Source organism: Fodinicurvata halophila, assembly GCF_042651425.1.
GTDB classification, from domain to species: domain Bacteria; phylum Pseudomonadota; class Alphaproteobacteria; order Kiloniellales; family DSM-21159; genus Fodinicurvata; species Fodinicurvata halophila.
Window position 1 is genome coordinate 15,241 of sequence record NZ_JBHSCW010000011.1, and the last position, 21,347, is coordinate 36,587.

At 61.3% G+C, this 21,347-nt stretch carries 21 protein-coding genes; 3 read left to right on the forward strand and 18 right to left on the reverse strand.

What is annotated here, in order from left to right:
* Positions 1–144 precede the first annotated feature (144 nt).
* A complete protein-coding gene (locus ACFOW6_RS16220) occupies positions 145–1,554 on the forward strand; it encodes a PAS domain-containing sensor histidine kinase (protein ID WP_382423473.1) in 1,410 nt (469 codons plus the stop codon).
* 29 nt (positions 1,555–1,583) lie between these two features.
* On the opposite strand, the gene ACFOW6_RS16225 is transcribed toward ACFOW6_RS16220, so the two are convergent.
* The 6 genes from ACFOW6_RS16225 to ACFOW6_RS16250 form a co-directional block, all read right to left on the reverse strand.
* On the reverse strand, positions 1,584–2,264 hold the full coding sequence (locus tag ACFOW6_RS16225) for an SDR family oxidoreductase (protein ID WP_382423474.1): 681 nt from the start codon (positions 2,262–2,264) through the stop codon (positions 1,584–1,586).
* A 24-nt stretch (positions 2,265–2,288) separates the two neighbouring features.
* Positions 2,289–3,449 (reverse strand): isovaleryl-CoA dehydrogenase, encoded by a 1,161-nt coding sequence (locus tag ACFOW6_RS16230; RefSeq protein WP_382423475.1) that lies wholly within the window; start codon positions 3,447–3,449, stop codon positions 2,289–2,291.
* A 55-nt stretch (positions 3,450–3,504) separates the two neighbouring features.
* Complete coding sequence (locus ACFOW6_RS16235) at positions 3,505–3,951, reverse strand: PaaI family thioesterase (protein ID WP_382423476.1); 447 nt, start codon at positions 3,949–3,951, stop codon at positions 3,505–3,507.
* Positions 3,952–3,980: 29 nt separating this feature from the next.
* Positions 3,981–4,619, reverse strand: coding sequence for a glutathione S-transferase family protein (locus tag ACFOW6_RS16240; protein ID WP_382423477.1), 639 nt, complete (start codon positions 4,617–4,619; stop codon positions 3,981–3,983).
* Positions 4,620–4,691: 72 nt separating this feature from the next.
* Positions 4,692–6,083, reverse strand: a complete 1,392-nt coding sequence (gene mgtE, locus ACFOW6_RS16245; RefSeq protein WP_382423478.1) for a magnesium transporter — start codon at positions 6,081–6,083, stop codon at positions 4,692–4,694.
* A gap of 4 nt (positions 6,084–6,087) precedes the next feature.
* A complete protein-coding gene (locus ACFOW6_RS16250; protein WP_382423479.1) occupies positions 6,088–8,391 on the reverse strand; it encodes an NADP-dependent malic enzyme in 2,304 nt (767 codons plus the stop codon).
* 149 nt (positions 8,392–8,540) lie between these two features.
* Between ACFOW6_RS16250 and lipB the strand changes: the two genes are divergently transcribed.
* Positions 8,541–9,224, forward strand: a complete 684-nt coding sequence (lipB, locus tag ACFOW6_RS16255; protein ID WP_382423480.1) for a lipoyl(octanoyl) transferase LipB — start codon at positions 8,541–8,543, stop codon at positions 9,222–9,224.
* An 11-nt stretch (positions 9,225–9,235) separates the two neighbouring features.
* Here lipB and ACFOW6_RS16260 read toward each other — a convergent pair whose 3' ends face one another.
* The 6 genes from ACFOW6_RS16260 to ACFOW6_RS16285 are packed head-to-tail and all read right to left on the reverse strand — an operon-like array spanning position 9,236 to position 14,445.
* The gene (locus tag ACFOW6_RS16260; protein ID WP_382423481.1) at positions 9,236–9,604 is read right to left on the reverse strand and encodes a DUF4870 family protein; all 369 of its coding nucleotides are present in this window, start codon (positions 9,602–9,604) and stop codon (positions 9,236–9,238) included.
* Positions 9,570–10,124 carry an NUDIX domain-containing protein gene (locus ACFOW6_RS16265; RefSeq protein ID WP_382423482.1) on the reverse strand — a complete coding sequence of 185 codons (555 nt, stop codon included), beginning with the start codon at positions 10,122–10,124 and terminating at the stop codon, positions 9,570–9,572. Before ACFOW6_RS16265 ends, ACFOW6_RS16260 begins: the two co-directional genes overlap by 35 nt.
* Positions 10,125–10,146: 22 nt before the next feature.
* A complete protein-coding gene (locus ACFOW6_RS16270; protein ID WP_382423483.1) occupies positions 10,147–10,428 on the reverse strand; it encodes an acylphosphatase in 282 nt (93 codons plus the stop codon).
* Between the two features lie 4 nt (positions 10,429–10,432).
* The gene (locus tag ACFOW6_RS16275; RefSeq protein WP_382423484.1) at positions 10,433–10,879 is read right to left on the reverse strand and encodes a hypothetical protein; all 447 of its coding nucleotides are present in this window, start codon (positions 10,877–10,879) and stop codon (positions 10,433–10,435) included.
* Positions 10,880–10,885: 6 nt separating this feature from the next.
* A complete protein-coding gene (locus ACFOW6_RS16280) occupies positions 10,886–12,859 on the reverse strand; it encodes an acetyl-CoA carboxylase biotin carboxylase subunit (RefSeq protein WP_382423485.1) in 1,974 nt (657 codons plus the stop codon).
* Between the two features lie 53 nt (positions 12,860–12,912).
* Positions 12,913–14,445: an acyl-CoA carboxylase subunit beta gene (locus ACFOW6_RS16285; protein WP_382423486.1), complete on the reverse strand. Its 1,533-nt coding sequence runs from the start codon at positions 14,443–14,445 to the stop codon at positions 12,913–12,915.
* Positions 14,446–14,587: 142 nt separating this feature from the next.
* On the opposite strand from ACFOW6_RS16285, the gene ACFOW6_RS16290 reads away from it, so the two are divergent.
* Positions 14,588–15,628: an AI-2E family transporter gene (locus ACFOW6_RS16290; protein WP_382423487.1), complete on the forward strand. Its 1,041-nt coding sequence runs from the start codon at positions 14,588–14,590 to the stop codon at positions 15,626–15,628.
* Positions 15,629–15,647: 19 nt separating this feature from the next.
* On the opposite strand, the gene ACFOW6_RS16295 is transcribed toward ACFOW6_RS16290, so the two are convergent.
* The 6 genes from ACFOW6_RS16295 to ACFOW6_RS16320 all read right to left on the reverse strand — a co-directional run bounded on the left by ACFOW6_RS16295 (position 15,648) and on the right by ACFOW6_RS16320 (position 21,300).
* Positions 15,648–16,355, reverse strand: coding sequence for an ATP12 family chaperone protein (locus tag ACFOW6_RS16295; RefSeq protein ID WP_382423488.1), 708 nt, complete (start codon positions 16,353–16,355; stop codon positions 15,648–15,650).
* Between the two features lie 7 nt (positions 16,356–16,362).
* Positions 16,363–18,462, reverse strand: a complete 2,100-nt coding sequence (locus ACFOW6_RS16300; RefSeq protein ID WP_382423489.1) for an AsmA family protein — start codon at positions 18,460–18,462, stop codon at positions 16,363–16,365.
* A complete protein-coding gene (locus tag ACFOW6_RS16305) occupies positions 18,459–19,142 on the reverse strand; it encodes an HAD-IA family hydrolase (RefSeq protein ID WP_382423490.1) in 684 nt (227 codons plus the stop codon). The genes ACFOW6_RS16300 and ACFOW6_RS16305 overlap by 4 nt, the downstream gene beginning before the upstream one ends.
* 31 nt (positions 19,143–19,173) lie before the next feature.
* Positions 19,174–20,166 (reverse strand): RluA family pseudouridine synthase, encoded by a 993-nt coding sequence (locus ACFOW6_RS16310; RefSeq protein ID WP_382423491.1) that lies wholly within the window; start codon positions 20,164–20,166, stop codon positions 19,174–19,176.
* Between the two features lie 5 nt (positions 20,167–20,171).
* Positions 20,172–20,552, reverse strand: a complete 381-nt coding sequence (gene crcB, locus ACFOW6_RS16315) for a fluoride efflux transporter CrcB (protein WP_382423492.1) — start codon at positions 20,550–20,552, stop codon at positions 20,172–20,174.
* 85 nt (positions 20,553–20,637) lie between these two features.
* The gene (locus ACFOW6_RS16320) at positions 20,638–21,300 is read right to left on the reverse strand and encodes an isochorismatase family cysteine hydrolase (protein WP_382423493.1); all 663 of its coding nucleotides are present in this window, start codon (positions 21,298–21,300) and stop codon (positions 20,638–20,640) included.
* Positions 21,301–21,347: the final 47 nt, after the last annotated feature.

Sequence of the window (21,347 nt, forward strand, 5' to 3'; positions counted from 1 at the left end):
CAGGAAATGCGCTATTCGGAAAAGAAAGGGCTGATCTTTTCTAAAAATATGTTAAAAGTGTGTTATCGTGAGAGTTGCTTTTCCACGTAGCCTGCAGGAAGGTTATTCTGCAGGATCTAGCGATGGGGAATTGGAAGGAGTTCCATGCCGTCCACCGGCGTGTCCATGATAGGCGTCCCCGAGCGCAAAGCCGCGGAAACGCAGCAATCCCGGATTGAGTCCACCTATCCCTCCGGAGAGGTGGACCGTCGGGCGGAAGATTTCCTGCGTGCATCTGCAGAGTGGCTCTGGGAAACCGACAGCGATCTCAATCTCACCTACGTCAGCGCTCCGGTCACGCGTGGCCTGGGCCGGCTGGCCTACAGGCTGGTGGGAGAGCCCCTGCTGTCGCTTTTTTCCGAAGCGGACGAGAAAGCGGACGAACTGAGCCGTGACACCCTGCGCCGCGCCGTCGAGGCACGGCGTCCGTTCCGCAACCTGCTCTTCCACATCACCAACCCCGAAGGCGACACCGATGTCGTCAGTCTCTGCGGTGTTGCCTATTTCGACGACACCACCGGACGCTACCTCGGCTATCGCGGGACGGCGGCCCCCTGGGAGCCCCATGCCGGGTCCGGACGGCAGACACAAAACGTGCAGGCCCTCGAGTCGGCCCCGGAGGAAGACACCAATTACCGGCTGATTCAGGAGATGGAGCGGCTGGCCATCGAGGTTTCCGAACTGCGCTACGGCCTCAAGATCAGCGAACAGAACAGCGACGAAAGTGAAGAGGAGCGGCTGGCGCGCCTGGCTCATGAGCTGCGCTCTCCCCTCAACGCCATTGTCGGTTACGCGGAGTTCGCCACCAAGAGCCCCTATGGTCCCCTGCCGTCCCGTTACCTGCACTGCCTGCAGAGCATTTCGGCGGCCGCTGCCCACCTGCAGCGGGTGATCACGACCTTTGTCGAAGGCAGTCAGCCAAAGGAAGAAAGCGAAGACCAGGCCGATGACGAACTGCCGCTGGCCGAGATCGTGGCCGAGGTTGCAGTCATTCTCTCCCTCGAAGCGGAACGGGCGGGTGTGAACTGGTCGAAGATCGGACCGGTCGGCCCCTGGATGATCAAGGGCGATCGCCGGGCCATAGCCCAGATTCTGATCAACCTGCTGGGCAATGCCATCAAGTTCACGCCCCATGGCGGCTCGGTGGGACTGAAGGCAGAGCCGCTCTCCGAGGAACAGCTTGCCATCGTGATCTGGGATGAAGGAATCGGCATCCCGGAGCAGGAGCTCAACCGCATCTTTGAGGCCGGCTACCGCGCTAAGCAGAACAAGGATCACGTACGCCCGGGACGCGGCCTCGGATTGGCCATCGCGCGCGAACTGGCGCGCGAAATGGGCGGCGACATCATCGCGGAAAGCACGCCGGGCCAGGGCTCGCGCTTCGTCGTCACGCTGCCGCGCGTCACGCACCAGCAGAGTGCCGCCTCGGCCAACGACGATCCCGAACCCCATATCGGAGCCACGATGAGGGGCACGCAGAACTTCACCGGCGACAGCCCCGACAAACAGTTCTGAGACGTCCACCTGACACGCCGTCAGGAGGTCTACCAGGGAATGTGCTCGCCATCGTAGTTCAGAAGGCGGCCGTTGTCCTCGGGACGCAGGTTGAGCATGAGTTCTTTCAGCGAGTTTGCCGAAACGTCGGTCTCCAGTTTCGCATTCGACCCGCCCATCTTGGTGCGGACCCAGCCCGGATGCAGGGCAATCGCCGAAATCCCCCTGTCGGCCAGATCAATGGACAGCGAGCGCGTCACCATGTTGAGAGCAGCCTTGCTGGAGCGATAGACATAACTGCCGCCGCTGTCGTTGTCGCCAATGGAGCCCATGCGCGAACTGATATTGGCGATCAGCTTTCTCGAGCCCGTCTCCAGATGGCCGACAAAGCGTTCTGCCAGATGCAGCGGCGCCATGGTGTTGACGGCAAAGACGCGTGACCATTCCTCGTAGGGAACCTTGCCGAAAGCCGAGCCGGGCTCTTTTGCACCCGCATTGTTGACGAGGATATCGAGCGGCACACCAGACAGACTTCGTGCCAGATTCTCGGTCTGCAGCATGTCCGTCACATCCAGCCGATGAATGGTGACGGACGCACCCAGGGACTGCAGTGTCGTCGCCTTCTCGGGATGACGACAGCAGGCATGAACATCCCAGCCAGCTTCCACGAAACAGCCAGCCAGTGCGAGGCCAATACCGCGATTGGCCCCGGTAATCAGGACAGTTGACACAAGAAACTCCCGGTTAACTGGACTTCAGGCCGTCTCGGCAAAAAGCTCGCGGCCAATGAGCCAACGGCGTATCTCGCTGGTGCCTGCACCGATCTCATAGAGCTTGGCATCACGCAACAGCCGTCCGCTGGGGTACTCGTTGATATAGCCGTTTCCTCCCAGGATCTGAATCGCCTCCAGTGCCATCGACGTCGCCTTTTCCGCAGCATAGAGGATAGCACCCGCGGCATCCTTTCGCGCGGTCTCGCCCCTGTCGCAGGCGGCCGCCACAGCATAGACATAGGCCTTGCAGGCATTCATCGTCGCATACATGTCGGCCAGCTTGCCCTGGATCAACTGGAACTCCCCGATGGACTGGCCGAACTGCTTGCGATCGTGGACATAGGGCAGGACCAGGTCCATGCAGGCCTGCATGATCCCGAGCGGCCCCGCTGCCAGGACCGCTCGCTCGTAATCCAGACCGCTCATCAGGACTTGCACGCCCTTGTTCACTTGCCCCAGGACATTCTCTTCCGGAATCTCGCAGTCCTCGAAGACCACTTCACAGGTGGGTGAGCCACGCATACCCAGCTTGTCCAGCTTCTGGGCGATGGAAAAGCCCTTGAATCCCTTTTCCACGAGGAAGGCCGTGATGCCCTTCGACTCCGCCCCTGGATCCGTCTTGGCGTAGATGATCAGGACGTCCGCCTCGCTGGCATTGGTGATCCACATCTTGGTGCCGTTGAGGATATAGCGGTCTCCCTTGTGCTCCGCCCGGGTCTTCATCGAGACCACATCCGAGCCGGCTCCGGGCTCGCTCATGGCCAGGGCGCCCACGTGTTCACCCGATATCAGTCCGGGCAGATAGCGCTGCTTCTGATCCCCTGTTCCGTTCCGGCGGAGCTGGTTGATGCAGAGATTGGAGTGCGCCCCATAGGACAAGCCAACCGACGCCGAGGCCCGGCTGACTTCCTCCATGGCCACGACGTGCGCCAGGTAGCCCAGGTTGGAACCGCCGTAGTCCTCGTCCACGGTAATGCCATGCAGGCCGAGCTCGCCCATCTGCGGCCAGAGCTGGCGGGGAAAGCTGTCGCTCTGATCGATCTCTGCGGCCAGGGGTGCAATTTCTGCGGCCGCAAAGCCGGCCACGCTCTCGCGCAGCATGTCCACCGTTTCCCCAAGCCCGAAATTCAGACCCCTATACATCTTAGCCAACCTCCCTTTCACTGAGCCGACCGGACACCCCAGTGCCCGGCCAAACTCACTTGCCTTCCGCGACCTGGAACAGCGTCTGCTGCATCTTGGCGCAAAGCGTCTCCGCACCCTGCTTGATAGTGTAAACCTCGACCTCGCAAATCGACAGTGTCCTGCCGCACTTCAGAACCTCTCCCGCAGCACGCAGGCGCTCACCATCCGCCGGATTCAGCATGTTGATCTTGAATTCCACGGACACGATGGCACGGCCTGGCGGAAACAGGCTGTAGGCAGCGAAGGCCCCCGCAGAGTCGGCAATGGTGCTGATGACACCGGCGTGAAAGAACCCGTGCTGCTGACTGAGCCGCTCATGGAAATCCAGCAGAATCTCGGCTTTTCCCGGTGCCAATGACCCCAAACGCGCACCCAGGGTGTCCATGATCCCCTGCCGGGCGAAGGACGCGTGCACACGCCCCTCCCAGTTGGCGTCGGCTGGATCGAAATGCTTCATCATGAATTTCCTATCCGGAAAGGGCTGGGCCGTCAGCTCAGCTTCTTATGCCCGAAGCTCTCCTTCCACAAGGCCCCGAGCGCCGGACGGCCACGCACCCGCTCGACAAGCCGGGACAGCCGCGGATGCGTACCAAGCAACCGGGGAATGTCGTGGTGCCAGAGCGCCAGCATGGCGAGATAGATATCCACGGCGCTGAAGCTGTCCGGCAGGATCCGTCCGTCCTCGGACAGGGCCTGTTCGACAGTGCCCCAGTGGGTATCGAGATCCTTTTCCGCCTGGCGCTGCACGGCTTCGCCACCCATGGGATCCACGGTATAGCGATCGTTGTAGGCATGGCGCAGGTCGGCCTCGTAGATGTTGGCGACCGCGAAGAACAGCCAGCGATAGGCCTGGGCCCGGGCGGAATGGTCCTGAACGGGAAGCAGCTCGGCCTCAGGATGGCGATCGCAGAGAGTCAGGACCATGGCCGCGGATTCGGTCATCACGGAACCATCGGGGAGCTCCAGGACCGGCACCTGCCCCCGGGGGTTCAGCGCCAGGAAGTCGCTTTCACGGTGCTGGTCCTCGCGTGTATCGACGAGAACGCGCTCGTAGCGCGCCCCGATCTCGTTCAGCACGGCTTCCGGGGCAAACGCTCCGGTGGAGGGCGACCAGTAAAGTCGATACATGTCCAATGCCTCCGTCTTCCAGCTAAGCAAGGATGCTTTTCCTCGAGACGTGAATCAATCGCGTAAAGACAATCACAGCAGGATCAGAGCGGCCAGGCCCAGGAAGGCAAAGAAGCCAACGACATCCGTCACAGTGGTCAGGAAGACCGAGGAGGCCACGGCAGGGTCGATGTTCAGCTTCTCCAGCGTGATGGGAATTAGCGTTCCGAAAAGCCCGGCAGCCGCCATGTTGATGATCATGGCTAGCGCGATGACAACGCCGATCAAGGGATTCCCGAACCAGATCCAGGCCACGAGCCCGACCAGACCTGCGAAGAGGAAACCGTTGGCCACGCCGACCAGCAGTTCCTTTGTGATGAAACGCTGGCTCGCGCCTCCGGAAAGCTGTTTCAGGGCCAGCGCGCGAACGGCCACCGTCACCGTCTGTGTGCCGGCATTCCCGCCCATGGACGCCACGATTGGCAGCAGAATGGCCAGAGCCACCGCCTGTTGCAGGGTTGCCTCGAAAATGCCGATCACCAGCGAGGCCAGCACCGCCGTCCCGAGGTTGACCAGCAGCCAGGTAAACCGGGACTTCGTGGTTTCCAGTACGGCGCTGTAGACATTGGTCTCGGTCACGCCACCCAGTTTCAGCAGATCGTCCTCGGTCTCTTCCTCGACCACATGGACGATGTCATCGATGGTCACGACGCCGACCAGGCGCTCCGCGGTATCGACCACCGGCGCCGAGAGCAGCGAATACTGCTTGAAGAGGTAGGCCACGTCGTCCTGGTCCATGGTCACGGGCACGCTGCGGACACCCTCGTCCAACAGGTCCATGATCGGGACATGCCGCTTGTTTCTGAGAACCCTGGACAAGGGGATCTTGCCGATCGGCCGATAACGGGGATCCACGACGTAGAGGTCATAGAAGTCCCGCTCCATCTGTTTCTTGTGCGAGCGCATGTAGTCGATGGTTTCGCCCACCGTCCAGATGGCGGGCACCACGACCACCTCGCGCTGCATCAGGCGACCGGCCGAATCCTCGGGATACTCCAACCCTTCCTGCAAGAGGCGGCGTATCGTGACCGGCACGCGCGCCAGCACCTGGGTGCGAAGTTCCTCGCTCAGATCCTCGAAGAATTCCAGCGCATCATCGCTTTCCAGGCGTTTCAGGACACGTGCGATCTCCTTGGCGCCCAGTGTTTCCGAGACATCCTCGCGCAGGTCGCTGTCCAGGTAGGACAGCACCTCGGGATCCAGCGTCTGGCCGATCTGGCCCAGCAGTTCAGCACGCTGCACCGGCGACAGGCTTTCCAGCAAGTCAGCCATGTCGGCAGGATGCAACTCACTGATCAGTTCACTGACCTTCTCCGCCTCGCCTTCCTCAAGAGCCTCCTCCACTGCACGCACGAGGGAAGCCGGAAGGCCGACGACCTCATCCTCCGTTTCCGGCTCGGGTGCGCGGGTATCGGCTTCGGCCATCGGCTCAGCCCCTGTCCGCTTCGACAGGGGCGGCAGAGGCTTCCCGGCTCTGGGCATCCACGACGGCGACCGCACTGATGTTCACGACGCCTCGTGCAGTGATCGATGGCGTCGCGATATGCACGGGATTCGCCGCACCGATCAGCAGGGGGCCGACCGGCAGGGCGTCCCCCAGGACCTTCAACAGGTTGAAGGAGATGTTGGCTGCATCGATGGTCGGCATGATCAACAGGTTCGCAGCCCCCTTCAGGCGCGAATTGGGAAAGATGCGTTCGCGGATATCCTCGGATAGGGCGGCATCGGCATGCATCTCCCCCTCCACTTCAAGCTCTGGATACTTCTCATGCAGCAGCTGGGTCGCCCTGCGCATCTTCTGTGCCGAGGCATCCTCGTGGCTTCCGAAGTTGGAGTGGGAAATCAGCGCGATCTTCGGTGTGATTCCAAAGCGTTTCACCGCTTCCGCCGACATGGCCGTCATCTCGACCACCTCTTCGGCAGAGGGGTCGTCGCTGACGTAGGTATCGGCGACGAAGAAGGTTCCCTTCTGCGTGATCAGCAGGCTGAGCGCGGAGAAATCGTAGACCTCCGGAGCCTTCCCTATGATGTCGTTCACATGCTTGAGATGTGCCTTGTACTGCCCTTCCACGCCGCAGACCATGGTGTCGGCATCCCCACGCAGGACGGCAAGCGCCCCGATCACCGTGGAATCGGTCCGCACGATCGTACGGGCCTGGTCCGGAGAGATGCCCTTGCGTTCCATCCGGCTGTGGTAGAGTCGCCAGTAGTCGCTGTAACGCGAATCGCTGAGGGGATTGATCAGGTCATAATCCTCGCCCTCGCGAATGCGCAGGCCCAGCTTGCGGATCCGCTTTTCCACCACCTTGGGACGGCCGCAGATCACCGGACGGGCCAGCCGCTCGTCGACCAGCACCTGGGCGGCACGCAGCACCCGTTCGGCCTCGCCCTCGGCAAAGAAAACCCGTTTCGGATTCTCGGCAGCGCGTTCGAACACCGGTTTCATGACCAGGCCGGAGCGGAAGACGAATTCGCTCAGTTGCTGATGATAGACAGCCATGTCCTCGATGGGCCGCTTGGCCACGCCACTGTCCATCGCCGCCTTGGCCACGGCCGGGGCCACCTGGATGATCAGGCGCGGATCGAAGGGGCGGGGAATCAGGTAATCACGCCCGAAGGAGGTCGGCTGGCCCCCATAGGCCTGCGTCACCACTTCCGAGGATTCGATCGTCGCCAGGTCGGCGATCGCTCTCACGCAGGCCAGTTTCATTTCCTCGTTGATCGTGGTGGATTCCACATCCAGGGCACCGCGGAAGATGAAGGGAAAGCACAGGACGTTGTTGACCTGGTTCGGGTAGTCCGAGCGTCCCGTTGCGATGATCGCGTCCGAACGCACGGCCCGCGCATCCTCGGGCATGATTTCCGGAACCGGATTGGCCAGTGCCAGGATCATCGGATCGCGCGCCATCTGCTTGACCATGTCCGGCTTCAGCACATCGGGAACGGACAGCCCGAGGAAGATGTCCGCCCCTTCTATGACCTCTGCCAGATGGCGCTTGTCCGTGGCCTGTGCGTATTTTTCCTTCCAGGGATCCATCTCGTCCATGCGGCCGTCGTAGACCACCCCGGCGATATCGGTGACCCAGATGTTCTCGCGCTGCACTCCCTGGCTGACCAGCAGATCGAGACAGGCCAGGGCCGCAGCACCGGCCCCGGAACAGACCACCTTCACGTCCTCCACGGACTTCTTGATCAGCCGCAAGCCGTTATAGATGGCCGCGTTGACGATGATGGCCGTGCCGTGCTGATCGTCGTGAAAGACGGGAATATCCATCTTCTCGCGAAGGGCCCCCTCCACGATGAAACACTCCGGCGCCTTGATGTCCTCGAGATTGATGCCCCCGAAGGTGGGTTCCAGCGAAGCGATGATATCGATCAGCTTTTCGGGATCACGCTCATTGATCTCGATGTCGAAGACGTCGATGCCGGCGAACTTCTTGAACAGCACGGCCTTGCCTTCCATCACCGGCTTGGCCGCCAGCGGCCCGATCGATCCCAGGCCGAGAACGGCCGTCCCGTTGGTGACCACGCCCACCAGGTTTCCCCGGGTTGTAACCTGCGAGGCTTCCGCCTCATCATCCACAATGGCATAGCAGGCCGCCGCCACACCGGGTGAATAGGCGAGCGCCAGATCGCGTTGGTTTCCCAGGGGCTTGGTCGCCGTAACCTCAAGCTTGCCGGCTCTCGGCTGGCGGTGATACGCCAGCGCGGCCTCGGAGAGATTGTCTGCCATGGACGGTCCCTTGTTCTTTTCTGGCTGGCCCTGATGGCCTACAAGGATCAGGGCTGTTCGAAACTAGACCAAGCTTTGACGAACACAAGTCCGAAGCGCAAGGCGTGGATCACGAAGAAGGCCCAGGCAAGAGTAACAAGCACATCGCCATGGACAAAACCGCTCTGGCCGACAGCGCCCTCTATGCCGATCCGGGTTCGGGTCGTGCCGAATGGCGCCTGTCCACGACTGCCGTCCCCTACCCAGAGGCGCTCGCCGCCATGGAAGCAAGGGCGGGCGAGATCGCCGCGGAGCAAGCCCGCGAGGTGGTCTGGCTTCTGGAGCATCCGCCACTCTACACGGCCGGCACCAGTGCCAATCCGGACGATCTGCTGAACCCGCAGTTTCCCGTCTATGAAACAGGGCGCGGCGGTCAGTACACCTACCACGGTCCCGGCCAGCGCGTAGCCTATGTCATGCTGAATCTCAGGAAGCGGCGCCCCGATGTGCGCCATTACGTCCACAGCCTGGAAGACTGGCTGATCCGGACGCTTCAGGAATTCAACCTGCGCGGAGAGCGGCGCGAGGGACGTGTCGGAATCTGGGTCGCCGACGAGAAAAGCGGACAGGAAAAGAAGATCGCGGCCATCGGTGTCCGGGTCCGTCGATGGGTCACCTTCCATGGCATTGCCCTGAACCTGGAGCCCGATCTGGCGCATTTCCAGGGTATCGTTCCCTGTGGCCTCCGTGACTACGGCGTCACTTCGCTGGTGGACCAGGGACTCCCCGTCACCTTCGATGATCTGGACGCCGCGCTGTATCGCAGCTTCCTGGATACCTTTGAAGAGGCCTGAGAACCTTTCCCTCAGAGCAGCCAGGTCGCCGGGTCGGGATAGGCCTCGCCCCGCTGCAGGTGCATCAGCCCCTTTACGCAGCGGGCAATGAACCAGATGGCAGTTGCGAACAGGACCAGCCAGCCGATGAAGATGAGAACCGTGATTGCCCCGATGATGCTGAGCAGAAGCCCGATCCAGAAGGTCCGGATCTGGAAGCTGTAATGGGTCTGCAGCCAGGCAGCGGCGCCTCCCCTGTTGACATAGGCCATGATCACACCGATCAGCGGGGTGATGCCGATGATAAAACCAACAAGGTAGAGAATATAGACCACCAGGGGCATCAGCTTCTCATTAGACTCTCCGCTACCCTGAGGTGTCTGGATTTCCGGCTCCGCCATGACTGCCCCCTTCCTTTGTGAAACGGCCCTCTCTTCTAAACGAAGAAGACCGTGCGTTTCCAGTGGCATGTTCGGGAAAACTTTTCCCCAGCAACTCTTTCACGATGTGCTCAATCATCCATTCCTGGCCTGATTCCGCCATTTCACCCCGGGCGAACCGCGGCTCGATCCAGCAGGGCTCGTGATCGCTTTCCAAAGGCGGCCCCAACCGTCGGCCAAGGGCGATCAGGAAGAAAGTCGGGTACTTGTCATAGAACTTGTCTTCCAGAGGCTTGGTCAGATACTGCCTGATGGACAGATAGGGTTCCACCCCCTCCAGTTCATAGCCGGTTTCCTCCACGAACTCCCGGCGCAGGGCCTGCTCCAGCGTTTCGCCCGGCTCGATTCCGCCACCCGGAATCTCCAGCCCATCGGGGGTGCGCACGAGGAACAGGCGCCGCTGATCATCCCAGGCGATGCCATAAGCCCCGGGTCGGCAGGTATAGAGATAGGCAGGATCAGGCGTATCGAAGGCGATCAAGTGGCAATCTCTTCCGACCCGTTTAGAGAGTCTGCAACATGGTGAACCCCGTTTCCTCGGGCACTGCGCACGGGGCCTGTTCGATCTCTGTCGTCCGGGCCATTGCGGGCCCCTCCCAGCAGGCCTGGATCATGTCCTCGACGTTCGCCTCGGAACCACTGAAGACGGCTTCCACGGTGCCGTCTCGACGATTGCGCACCCACCCCCTGAGCTGGCGAGCCGTGGCTTCACGCTGCACCCAGTCCCGATAGCCTACTCCCTGGACCCTGCCGTGAATCGTAAGATGCCGGGAAATCTGTGCCATCACTTCATTCCTTTTCCGCCGATATCTCTTCGTCCTCTTCCTGCGAGGACTCCGGATAGATTGCCTGGAACACCAGCTTGATCGCCCGCCGCGCATGCTTTTCCCACTGCGGACGCTGGACCCACTGATCCTCGATCGTCAGAACCGGCTCCCCCTGATTCTCGTGGAGCAAATTGTTGCGCAAGCCACGCAGCCACTGCAGGTCACGCGCCGAAGCGGTCCGGTACAGTTTCGAGCGATCCGCCTGGGTTTCCACGATCGCGGCCGCAAGGATGATCACAGTGGCCCAGGCCCCGGCACAGAAGACCGCCTGGAGGTCCAGCATCAGGGCACAGGCCTGCTCGGACAGGTGGCGCGACGCGCCCGAGCGTGCGTGCCTTTCCTCCAGTTCCTCGAACCAGAGACGCCGCTCGTCCCAAGTCACCACGTCAGGCGGGTCAAGATGTTCCATAAAGCTTCAATTGGCCGGAAGCTCTTCAAATTCAATAATGGCCTGGTCAACCGAAAGGCTTTCCCCTGGCTGGGCATGAATCTTCACGACAGTACCATCCGACACGGCACGCAGCACATTCTCCATCTTCATGGCCTCGACCACGGCCAATTCCTCGCCGGCCTTGACCTCCTGGCCCGTCTCGACTTTCACGGAAACCAGCAGGCCCGGCATGGGAGAAAGCAGATAGCGTGACAGGTCAGGTGCCGCCTTTTCGGGAATTGTTCGTGCCAGTTCCGCCACCCGAGGGCGCATCACCAGCGCTTCGAGCACGCTGCCGTCGTGGGACAGCACAAGTGCAGGTCCACGCCGGTCAACCTGAACGGTCAGCGCCGTACCATCCACCTCTCCATTGAAAAGCGGCCACCCGGGTCGCCAGTCGCCTTCGATGGTGGTCGTGCCCTCGGTCGAGGTTGCGCGTATACCCTTCTCGGCACGTTCGAGCGCGAAGGCATACTGTTCCTGCCCCACCCGCACCACGCGTTCGGCTGCGTGCATCGGAGTGCCGTGGCACTCCTGCCGGCGCCAGTCGATGAACGCCGCCACCGCGGCCAGCCGGCGACGCTCATCCTCGCGCAGTTCGCGCCCGGAAAAGCCGTCGGCGAATTCCTCGGCGATAAAGTTGGTCGTGATGTTGCCCTCGCGAAACCGCGGATGCGCCATCACTGCCGACAGGAAGTTCATGTTGTGATTGATGCCCCTGACATAGAAGGAATCAAGGGCGGTTTGCATGCGGGCCACGGCAGCGCGGCGGTCGGTCCCCCAGGTCACCAGCTTGGCGATCATGGGATCATAGAACATCGTAATCTCGGAGCCTTCGTCGACACCGCTGTCAACCCGGACATCACGGCCCGTCGCAGGCTCCTGGTAACGCCTCAAGCGACCGATGGATGGCAAGAAGTTGCGCGCCGGATCCTCGGCATAGACCCGGGTTTCGACGGCCCAGCCCTGGCGCTTGAGATCCTTCTGCCCGAAATCCAGCGTTTCACCGGCGGCAATGCGGATCATCCACTCCACCAGGTCCAGGCCAGTGATCATTTCCGTAACAGGATGCTCCACCTGCAGCCGCGTGTTCATTTCCAGGAAGAAGAAATTGCGGTCCTTGTCGACGATGAACTCGACAGTGCCGGCGGAATGGTAGTCCACGGCCGCCGCTAGTTGGCAGGCCTGCTCGCCCATGGCCTTGCGGGTCTTTTCATCGAGGAAGGGCGAGGGCGCCTCCTCGATCACTTTCTGGTGGCGGCGTTGGATGGAGCATTCCCGTTCCCAGAGATAGAGCGGCGCGGTCTTGCCGTCGGCCAGCACCTGGATCTCGATATGCCGCGGTTCCTCCACATAGCGCTCGATGAAGATGCGATCGTCGCCGAAACTGCTCTTGGCCTCGTTGCGTGCCGAACTGAATCCATCACGCACTTCCTGATCGTTTCGCGCGATCCGCATGCCCTTTCCGCCACCTCCGGCCGATGCCTTGATCATCACCGGGTATCCGACGTCGGCGGCGATGGAAATGGCCGTATCTGCATCGGAAATGTCCCCGACGTGGCCTGGCACCGTGTTGACCCCGGCCTTCTCGGCAAGCGTCTTTGACTGGATCTTGTCGCCCATGGCCGCGATGGCGTCTGCCGGCGGACCGATGAAGACCAGGCCTGCCTTCGCAACGGCTTTCACGAACTCCGCGTTCTCGGACAGGAACCCGAAACCGGGATGAATGGCCTGGGCGCCGGTACTTCTGGCCGCCTCGATGATCTTGTCACTACGCAGATAGCTTTCAGCCGCAGCCGCCGGCCCGATCAGCACGGCCTCGTCGGCCATGCGCACATGCAAGGCATCGCTGTCCGCCTCGGAAAAGACCGCCACGCTGGCAATTCCCATGCGCCGGCATGTCCTGATGACGCGACAGGCGATTTCTCCCCGGTTGGCAATCAGAATCTTGTCAAACACGCACCGACCCTCCCTTTCTTCTTCTTTCTGTCCGCCAGCTGCGGCGACAGCCCCTAAAGCGGCAGGTTGTCATGCTTTTTCCAGGGCTCTTCGATCTTCTTCCTGCGCAGCATGCGAAGGGCGCGGCAAATTCGGCGGCGCGTTCCGTGCGGCATGATGACATCATCCAGGAACCCACGCGAAGCCGCCACAAAGGGATTGGCGAACTTCTTGCGATACTCCTCGGTCAGTTCCTCTATCTTCTCGGGATCATCGGCATCCTTGCGGAAAATGATCTCCACCGCACCCTTGGGACCCATCACGGCAATCTCGGCCGAAGGCCAGGCGTAGTTCACGTCGCCGCGCAGGTGCTTGGAACTCATGACGTCATAGGCACCCCCATAAGCCTTGCGGGTGATTACGGTGACCTTGGGCACGGTCGCCTGTCCAAAGGCGAACAGCAGCTTGGCCCCGTGCTTGATGATGCCGCCGAACTCCTGCGACGTGCCGGGCAGGAAGCCCGGCACGTCTACGAAGGTCAGGATGGGAATGTTGAAGCAATCGCAGTAGCGCACGAAACGCGCGGCCTTGATCGAACTGGCAATATCCAGGCACCCGGCCAGAACCATGGGCTGGTTGGCAACGACACCGACGGTTCGTCCCTCCATGCGAGCAAAGCCGATAATGATGTTGCCGGCATAGTTCGGCTGCAACTCGAAGAACTCGCCCTCGTCGACGACCTTCTCGATCAGCTCCTTCATGTCATAGGGCTTGTTGGGGCTGCCCGGCACCAGCGTATCCAGGGAATAGTCGTCCCGTTCCGGCGGGTCCTCGGTGGGGCGTTCCGGGGCTTCATCACGGTTGCTTGCCGGCAGGTAGGACAGGAAGCGCCTGAGCTCCAGCAGGGCCTCCACGTCGTTCTCGAAGGCCAGGTCGGCAACGCCCGACTTGGTCGTATGCGTGACCGCGCCGCCCAGTTCCTCATGGGTGACCGTTTCGTGCGTGACCGTTTTCACCACGTCGGGTCCGGTCACGAACATGTAGGAACTGTCCTTCACCATGAAGATGAAATCGGTCATGGCCGGAGAATAGACCGCCCCGCCAGCACACGGTCCCATGACCATGGAAATCTGCGGAATGACGCCCGAGGCCGAGACATTCAGCTGGAAGACATCGGCATAACCGCCAAGAGACGCCACGCCTTCCTGGATCCGCGCGCCCCCCGAGTCATTGATGCCGATCACGGGAGCGCCCACTTTCATGGCCTGCTCCATGATCTTGCAGATTTTCTCCGCGTGCGTCTCGGAAAGCGAGCCGCCAAACACGGTGAAATCCTGGCTGAAGACGAAGACAGGCTTCCCATCCACGGTGCCGTGCCCGGTCACGACTCCGTCGCCGGGGGTTTGCTGTTCCTCCATGCCGAAATCGTGACAGCGGTGTTCGACGAACATGTCGAGTTCCTCGAAGGAGCCCTCGTCAAGCAGGACCTCGATCCGCTCACGCGCCGTCAGCTTTCCCTTGGCGTGCTGGGCCTCGACGCGTTGTTCCCCACCACCGCGACGCGCGCGTTCACGCCGCTCTTCCAACTCGCCAAGAATGTCATGCATGGGTCATTTCCTGTCTTGTTGTGGCGCAAATATGAAATTTCACCTATCTGCTGATATCATGCGCACCGGCTGTCGCCAAGCTGGGGCTGGCCGCAAAGGCTCCACAAGAGTAGAACTTCTATAATAACGGGAGGGAGCAAGAATGAACCGGACGGCCAGACTGGTACAGTGGTCAATCATCTTTGGCGCCGCTACACTTTTCATCTTTGTCCTTTATCTCAGCCGCCCGGTTACCCTGCCTCTGGCCTTCGCGCTCTTCCTCATGGCGATTGTCTGGCCCATCCAGCAGAAACTGGATAAGCGGTTCCCGCGATGGGTCGGATTCGTTACCTGCGTATTGGTACTCGTGATCGCTTTCGGGGCCTTCTTCGGTTTGCTGGCACTGGGTGTCCTCCTGATCGGCGACGGCATCGGCGAGTATCGTTACGAACTGGACCGCGCCTATTTCAGCCTCCTGTCCTGGGCCGCCGCAAATGGCTTTCCGGTCAATGTCCCGAATGTCGAGGAAATGGATATTGGGCCCATTGTCGGAATGGTGGCGGGCACCTTCGAACGCGTGAACGCAAGCATCGGACTTATCGGCCTGACGTTTATCTTTATCCTGCTCGGCCTATTGGAAATCCGCGACTTCGCCGACAAATTGAATTCCATGCCGCACGGCAAACCCATTCTCGATGCCATTCACCAGATCAGTCACAAGTTCCGGCGCTATATCGTCGTGCGCACCTTCGTCAGCATGTTGACGGGCCTTCTGACCTATCTCTTCGCTCTGGTGCTCGGACTCGATTTCGCGCTGACCTTTGGCTTGATCGCCTTCATACTGAACTACATTCCCTTCATCGGTTCGATCCTTGCCGTCATACCGCCTGTGGTTTTTGCCACGGTTCAGTTTGACAACTGGCTGATGCCCCTGCTCGTGCTCCTGGGCACCTCGACCATCCAGATCGTACTGGGCAACTACGTGGACCCACGTCTGGAAGGGCGTGCCTTGGCGCTTTCCCCTCTGGTTGTCGTGATTTCGATCTTCTTCTGGGGCATGATCTGGGGAGTTGCCGGTGCATTTATCGGGGTTCCGGCAACAATTGCCATCATGACGATCTGCAGCCAATACGAGCAAACGAGATGGGTCGCTCTCCTTGCCGGCAGTCCCATCCCGAACCAGAACCAGAATGGCAGTTACTGAGACGTCGGACAGTCAAGTCTCACGGTTTATAAAGCTCAATGAAACGCCGGGCGCTTTCCAGTTCCGTTTTCAGGCCGTCCCGGCGCTGCTGAGCCTCCTTGTCCCAACCCCAGAGCTCCATTTCATAGGTCTCTTCCAGTTCCGCCGCGGCAAAGGCCTCCTCTGCAGAGATGCGTTTCTCGCAGAGGGCCAATGCGATCACCAGCGAGCCACTCGTGCGCACCGCGGATGACAGGGATGCCAGTTCCAGACCGTCCAGCCCCTCCACCACCCGTCTCAGGTTTCGACGGCTCTCCGACGGCTGTTCCACCACCTGGAGGCCGGAGGTCACCGACAGTGGCGCATCATGGGCAGCACCGACCCAATCGACCAGCGGCTGCCAGACCTCATTCTGTCGCTGCGCCAAGCTGTCCGGATAGGCTGCGCGGTAGCACAGCAGATCGGTGTCCGTATAGGCCACGATCTCCTCGATGACCTCGGAGCGCCGTGGTATCACGATATCGAAAGCCGTGAAGGCCAGAGCCGTCAGCGGCATAGCTCCCGGCTCCAGCTGTTCGTCCTGCTGCTCCCACTCCTCGGCCACAGCGTGGGCAAGTGTCGCTGCAGGAAAAACAAGGCTGTTGCGGCCGGGCGTGCTTACGGGACGGCCATCCAGGAAAATCCCGTAACCACTCTCGAGCTCGGCAGCTTCCGCAGATTTGTAGAATCGCTTGGCAGGCTGAATCATGGGTTCGTCAATCTCCCAGCAATCCCTTGATGCCTTCCTCAACCTCGTCCGCAACGCCCTCCGCGGAGTCCTCCACCTGGCTTCCATCCTCCGCAGTGGACTGCTGCCCGTCTCCGGACGTCTGGGTCTGGCCTTCCGTTTGCCCAAGCGCGGTCAGGCAGGGATTATTCTCCTCTTCTTCGGCCTGTCCATCCGAACCGCCTCCCGAAAGGATGGACCCCAGGATCTCCTCGGGATCCTTGTCGGATCCGAACAATTTTGCGGCGGCCGCAACCGTACCCGCGGGATCCGGCGAAAAGCTCGGATCCTTTAACGTTCCGCGCACGTTGAAAGGCACGGCAAGGCTGACCAGGGCCGTCTGTCGCGTTGAGGTGTCGAAGTTCATGTTCAGGCTCTCGTCGCGCAGGTCGATCCGCCCGCCACCGGCGACGGAGAACGTCGTGGTATCGATCAGCTGGGCCCGGCTGGTGGCCACACCGTCCTGGAAGTCGAAACGGCTGACCACGCAGTTCAATCGGGTCTGCTCGCTATCCCCCAGTAGCGGTCCCATGATCTCGGAGAGGCCAGTGGACACAATGGCCAGAAGGCGATTGGTGATCACGCCCTCACCGCCGACGATCTCGCTGCGTCCGTTGAGACTGGATGCAAGCGCACGCGGCGAGTTTCCATTGCCTTCGAGATCCAGGGTGATGTCGGCCGTGCCTTCGACATCCTCCGTGAGGCCCCGTTCGCGCAGCAACCGTCCGAAGTCGAAGTCCTCCATGGTCATGTCGACAGCCAGGCGAGGCGGTTGGGACGAGCTGTCTACACTCAGGCCGCCTCCAAGTTCCCCTCCGGAGAAACCGGCACGTACCGGCGTGATATCCAGCTTGCCGTCAGCCAGTGCCAGAGTGATCTCCACATCCGACATCTCCGTGTCCGGCTGGACGCGAAGGGTCGACACACTGGCTTGAAGCTGAGCATCGACCATTTGCAAGGCATCGAGAGGGAGTTGGGTATCCGGAATGACATAGTCCGAATCCGTTGACGATTCACTGTCCGAGCCATTCCCTTCACCGTTCTCGTCCTCGCTGCCACCCGAGCCCGCCTGGAAGTCGGCAAGATCGAGCAAAGTGCTCTGCACTTCCCCGGTGATTCGTGGACGCTGCCCGCTTGTGTCCAGGTTCAGGTCTCCTGAAAGGTCACTTTCTCCCATCTCCAGGGTCATGCCGTTGAGAGAGAGCGAGGCCATCTCGCCCTCGAGGTGGCCGTCGAAGCTGTACGGCCCCAGATCCGGCAGTTCAGTGCCGCTCACGTCCGAAAAGGCTGCGAGGCTCTCGCCCTCCAGGGACACCTGAAGATCCAGCCGCGGATCGGTGGTCATGCTGATGATATTGCCATTCAGCCCGATATCGGCATTGGCCAGCTGTCCCTCGAGCTTGACGGGATAGTCACCTCCTCCAGTCAAGCGGTCCAGCCCACCGACGGAGCCGGCAAAGGAAAAGGGTGCCTCGCGGTAGTCCCCGTCCAGTTCCAGATCCAGCAGATCGCCCGAGCCCGTGATCGTGGCGCTGGCCAGGGTGAGCGTCGTGCTTTCACCCGTCTCACCGTTCCGGTAGGTGACCTGGCTGTCTTCGATCGAGACGGACTGGAGATTGGGCATCTGCTGGCGTCCCGTCTCCCGGGCCTGGTCGGCGGTGGTCTCCGTACCCTCCCCGGAAGCTGCCTCGGGCGGCGAGAACTGCCAGTTGGGCGCCCCGGATTCATCCGTTTCGAGCAGGATATCCGCTCCCACCAGCACCAGCTCCTGGACCTCTATATCTCCGTTGATCAGCGGCAGCAGCTCCACCTTCAATTCGAAACGCTCCAGGGTGGCCATGTTTTCGCGACTGCCGCTCTCGGCATTGGCAAAGCGCACGTCGCTGATGGTCACCGCCGGCGAGAGCGAAAGCGAAACATCCAGAGGACCATCGATGACCAGCTCGCGTCCCGTGGCCTTCCTGACCTCTTCACGGGCAATGGCCTTCACCTCGTCGAAGCTGTAGGTGGAGATGATGGCATAGGCCGTCACCGCCAGGGCAATGGGAATGACGATAACGGCGAGCAGCACCCACTTCAGTTTTCTCATGCCTGTATCTCCGCAAGGTCTGGTAAATGGTCCGGAATGTCCGAGAAGCGATCGAGCACGCGCAATGCGCCTGCCGACATCAACTCATGCGCTTCATGGTAACCCCATTTGACGCCGATTGCATTGATACCGGCATTCCGGGCCATTTCGATGTCATAGGTCGTATCCCCGATCAGCAGGGTTTCCTCGGGGCGACAGGCCACCTCGTCCATGGCACGAAGCACCATGCCCGGATGCGGTTTTCCGGGAGAGTGATCCGGGGTCTGGAACGTGCAAAAAAGATGCGCCAGGTCATGATGGTCCAGGGAGGCCGAGAGTCCGCGCAGGTTCTTGCCAGTGGCGATCCCCAGGAATATCTCCGGCTCGTTCAGACGCTCCAGCGTCTCGCGTACGCCGGGAAACAGCGGCTCCCTGTAGTCCGGATGCTGTCGCCAGCTGAGGAATGCCCTGCGATAGCCCTCGCAGATTTCCTCCACCCGGTCGGCGTACCCCGTCGGCAGCAGGCGCTCGACGGCCACATCCAGGGTCAGCCCCACGATCCTGCGAATATCCTGCTCCGGTGGCGGGTCCAATCCGGCCTCGGAGAAGGACTGCGCCATGCAGCGCAGAATATTGGCCTGGCTGTCCACCAGGGTGCCGTCGAAATCGAAGAGAATCAGGCGATAGGAATGAGTGGGCATCTGTATTTCTGTTCAACTCACGAATGAGGGCCTACAGTCCAAGCGTCCCGGCCGCCTTGAGGGCATAGCCCGTATCACTGTCGAAACCGAGAGTCCGGAAGGCGGCCTCGAAGTGTTCGGGAAGCGGCGCAGTGATCCGTAAAGTGGTGCCATCCTCGGGATGGGGCAAGGTGATCTCTCGTGCCAGCAGCATGAGACGCTCCGGTTTCCAGGGTTTCTCCGGAAAGGCCTGGCGGCCGCCATACTTGCCATCGCCCAGGATCGGATGGCCAATGGCATTGCAATGGACCCGCAGCTGATGCGTCCGACCGGTCAGCGGCCGCAGGGCCAGCCAGGTGACCTGCTTCCCGGTTTTCTGGATCAGGGCATAGCGCGAGATGGCCGTGCGCGCCTCCTCCACGTCCGGGCCCACCTTTTCCGTCCCTCTGCTGCGGTATTTCCCGAGCGGCAGGTCGATTTCGCCGGCCGCCGGGTCCGGCTGCCCGGCCACCAGAGCCCAGTAGAGTTTCAGGGCCTCGTCCCCCTTGAAGATGGCTGTCAGGCGGCGCGCCGCCTCGGCCGTTCGGGCCAGCAACAGGACGCCGGCCGTGTCTCGATCCAGCCGGTGGACCAGGCGCGGGCGTTCCTTCTTCTCGAACTGGAGCAGGTCCAGGAAGGCATCCAGGTGACGGTGCTGCCTGCTGCCCCCCTGGACGGCCAGTCCGGCAGGCTTGTCGATCGCCATCAGCCAGTCATCCTGATAGAGGATACGGGCCTTCAACTCTGCCGCTTCCGCTTCCGACAGCGTCGGTGTCGGGGCGGGGGGCTTGCCGCTGCGACTGTCTTCTCCCAGCGGCGGCACGCGCACGATCTGCCCCGGCTCCAGCCGAGTGGAAGCCTTCGCACGCCGACCATCCACGCGGATCTGTCCCTTGCGCAACAGCTTCTCCAGCCGTCCGTGAGACAGGCCCGGATAATGCCGCTTGAACCAGCGGTCCAGCCGTTGCTGCCCATCTTCCCGTGCGACGCTTCTGTTCTCGACCACGGCACTCACCCTGACAACAGACGCACAAGGGCCTGGCCCATGGCAAAGCCGGCTATCGCCAGACTCACTGACACCAGGACATAGAGCCCGGCTGAAGGCCACGCGCCGCGCTCCAAAAGCAATATCGTCTCCATGGAAAAGGTGGAAAAGGTGGTGAAACCACCCAGCAGACCCACTGTCAGAAACAGGCGCAGTTCCTGCCCCGGGTTCCAGTGCAAGGCGAAAAGGCCGATCAGCAATCCCATCAGCAGGCCACCCAGGACGTTCACCGACAGGGTTCCGTACGGGAAACCATGTCCTGTCAGGCGCATGATCTGGCCCGCGAGAAGGTGTCGGGCTACGGCACCTAGAGCGCCTCCGGCCGCCACGGCAAACAGCGAATACATCCTTCAGCCCTCTTTCCCGACAGTACGGAGACTGCCCTTACCAGAAGGAGCAGGTACCGAAAAGCCGTCGCGGGAAGAGCCGCGGCTAGGCAGCGCTGTTCTGCCGCTTGCCCGACAGCCACTCCAGGACGGCCTCCGTGGTTTTCTGATAAGCGCCCAGGCGGCCCAGCTCGTCCAGCCCCTCGCGACTGGCATCACAGATGGCATCGTTGCCGGCGATCACACAGAAATCGCGGGCACAGCCTTCATAGATCGTGGCCCGCCCGCCGGTCGGGAAATTGCAGCCGGTGACCACCAGTGTCCCAATGCCAAGATCCCGCAAGCGTGTCTCGAGCTCCGTCCCATAGAAGGCACCCCAGCGCGGCTTGTAGTAGACCCATTCCCTGTTGCCAATCTCCTGAAACTCACCGGCCAGAAGATCCTCGCTGGCCAGGCGGACATCGGCATTGGGCTTGATCTCGTCCAGAAGTTCCGCGCCCTTGGTGCCGGGCATCAGGACGCGCAACCCCTCCATGACGGCGGACCGTCGACAGAGATCAACGTTGGAGCCATCGGGACGATAGAGCCGAACGGCATGGAATATCGGCTTTTCATAATCGCGGAACGCCTGGACGATCCTGCGGACCTGCGGCAGGCAACCACTGACTCCCGACGCCTGGACGGGAGAGCCCTGACAAACGAAATCGCGCTGTAAATCGATGGTCAGAAGGGCGACCGCGGAGCGGTCTGGAACATTTTGCTCGGTCATGGTCTTGGTCATTCAGATCCCGTACCGGCCTTCTGGCAAAACTGTTT

Coding starts and splice junctions, on each gene's coding strand:
- ACFOW6_RS16260 (WP_382423481.1), bottom strand. CDS start 9,604: ATGGCGGAGCCGGAAATCCAGACACCTCAGGGTAGCGGAGAGTCTAAT.
- mgtE (WP_382423478.1), bottom strand. CDS start 6,083: ATGGCCGAAGCCGATACCCGCGCACCCGAGCCGGAAACGGAGGATGAG.
- ACFOW6_RS16305 (WP_382423490.1), bottom strand. CDS start 19,142: ATGCCCACTCATTCCTATCGCCTGATTCTCTTCGATTTCGACGGCACC.
- ACFOW6_RS16285 (WP_382423486.1), bottom strand. CDS start 14,445: ATGCATGACATTCTTGGCGAGTTGGAAGAGCGGCGTGAACGCGCGCGT.
- ACFOW6_RS16235 (WP_382423476.1), bottom strand. CDS start 3,951: ATGATGAAGCATTTCGATCCAGCCGACGCCAACTGGGAGGGGCGTGTG.
- ACFOW6_RS16240 (WP_382423477.1), bottom strand. CDS start 4,619: ATGTATCGACTTTACTGGTCGCCCTCCACCGGAGCGTTTGCCCCGGAA.
- lipB (WP_382423480.1), top strand. CDS start 8,541: ATGGACAAAACCGCTCTGGCCGACAGCGCCCTCTATGCCGATCCGGGT.
- ACFOW6_RS16220 (WP_382423473.1), top strand. CDS start 145: ATGCCGTCCACCGGCGTGTCCATGATAGGCGTCCCCGAGCGCAAAGCC.
- ACFOW6_RS16250 (WP_382423479.1), bottom strand. CDS start 8,391: ATGGCAGACAATCTCTCCGAGGCCGCGCTGGCGTATCACCGCCAGCCG.
- ACFOW6_RS16295 (WP_382423488.1), bottom strand. CDS start 16,355: ATGATTCAGCCTGCCAAGCGATTCTACAAATCTGCGGAAGCTGCCGAG.
- ACFOW6_RS16320 (WP_382423493.1), bottom strand. CDS start 21,300: ATGACCGAGCAAAATGTTCCAGACCGCTCCGCGGTCGCCCTTCTGACC.
- crcB (WP_382423492.1), bottom strand. CDS start 20,552: ATGTATTCGCTGTTTGCCGTGGCGGCCGGAGGCGCTCTAGGTGCCGTA.
- ACFOW6_RS16290 (WP_382423487.1), top strand. CDS start 14,588: ATGAACCGGACGGCCAGACTGGTACAGTGGTCAATCATCTTTGGCGCC.
- ACFOW6_RS16230 (WP_382423475.1), bottom strand. CDS start 3,449: ATGTATAGGGGTCTGAATTTCGGGCTTGGGGAAACGGTGGACATGCTG.
- ACFOW6_RS16275 (WP_382423484.1), bottom strand. CDS start 10,879: ATGGAACATCTTGACCCGCCTGACGTGGTGACTTGGGACGAGCGGCGT.
- ACFOW6_RS16270 (WP_382423483.1), bottom strand. CDS start 10,428: ATGGCACAGATTTCCCGGCATCTTACGATTCACGGCAGGGTCCAGGGA.
- ACFOW6_RS16300 (WP_382423489.1), bottom strand. CDS start 18,462: ATGAGAAAACTGAAGTGGGTGCTGCTCGCCGTTATCGTCATTCCCATT.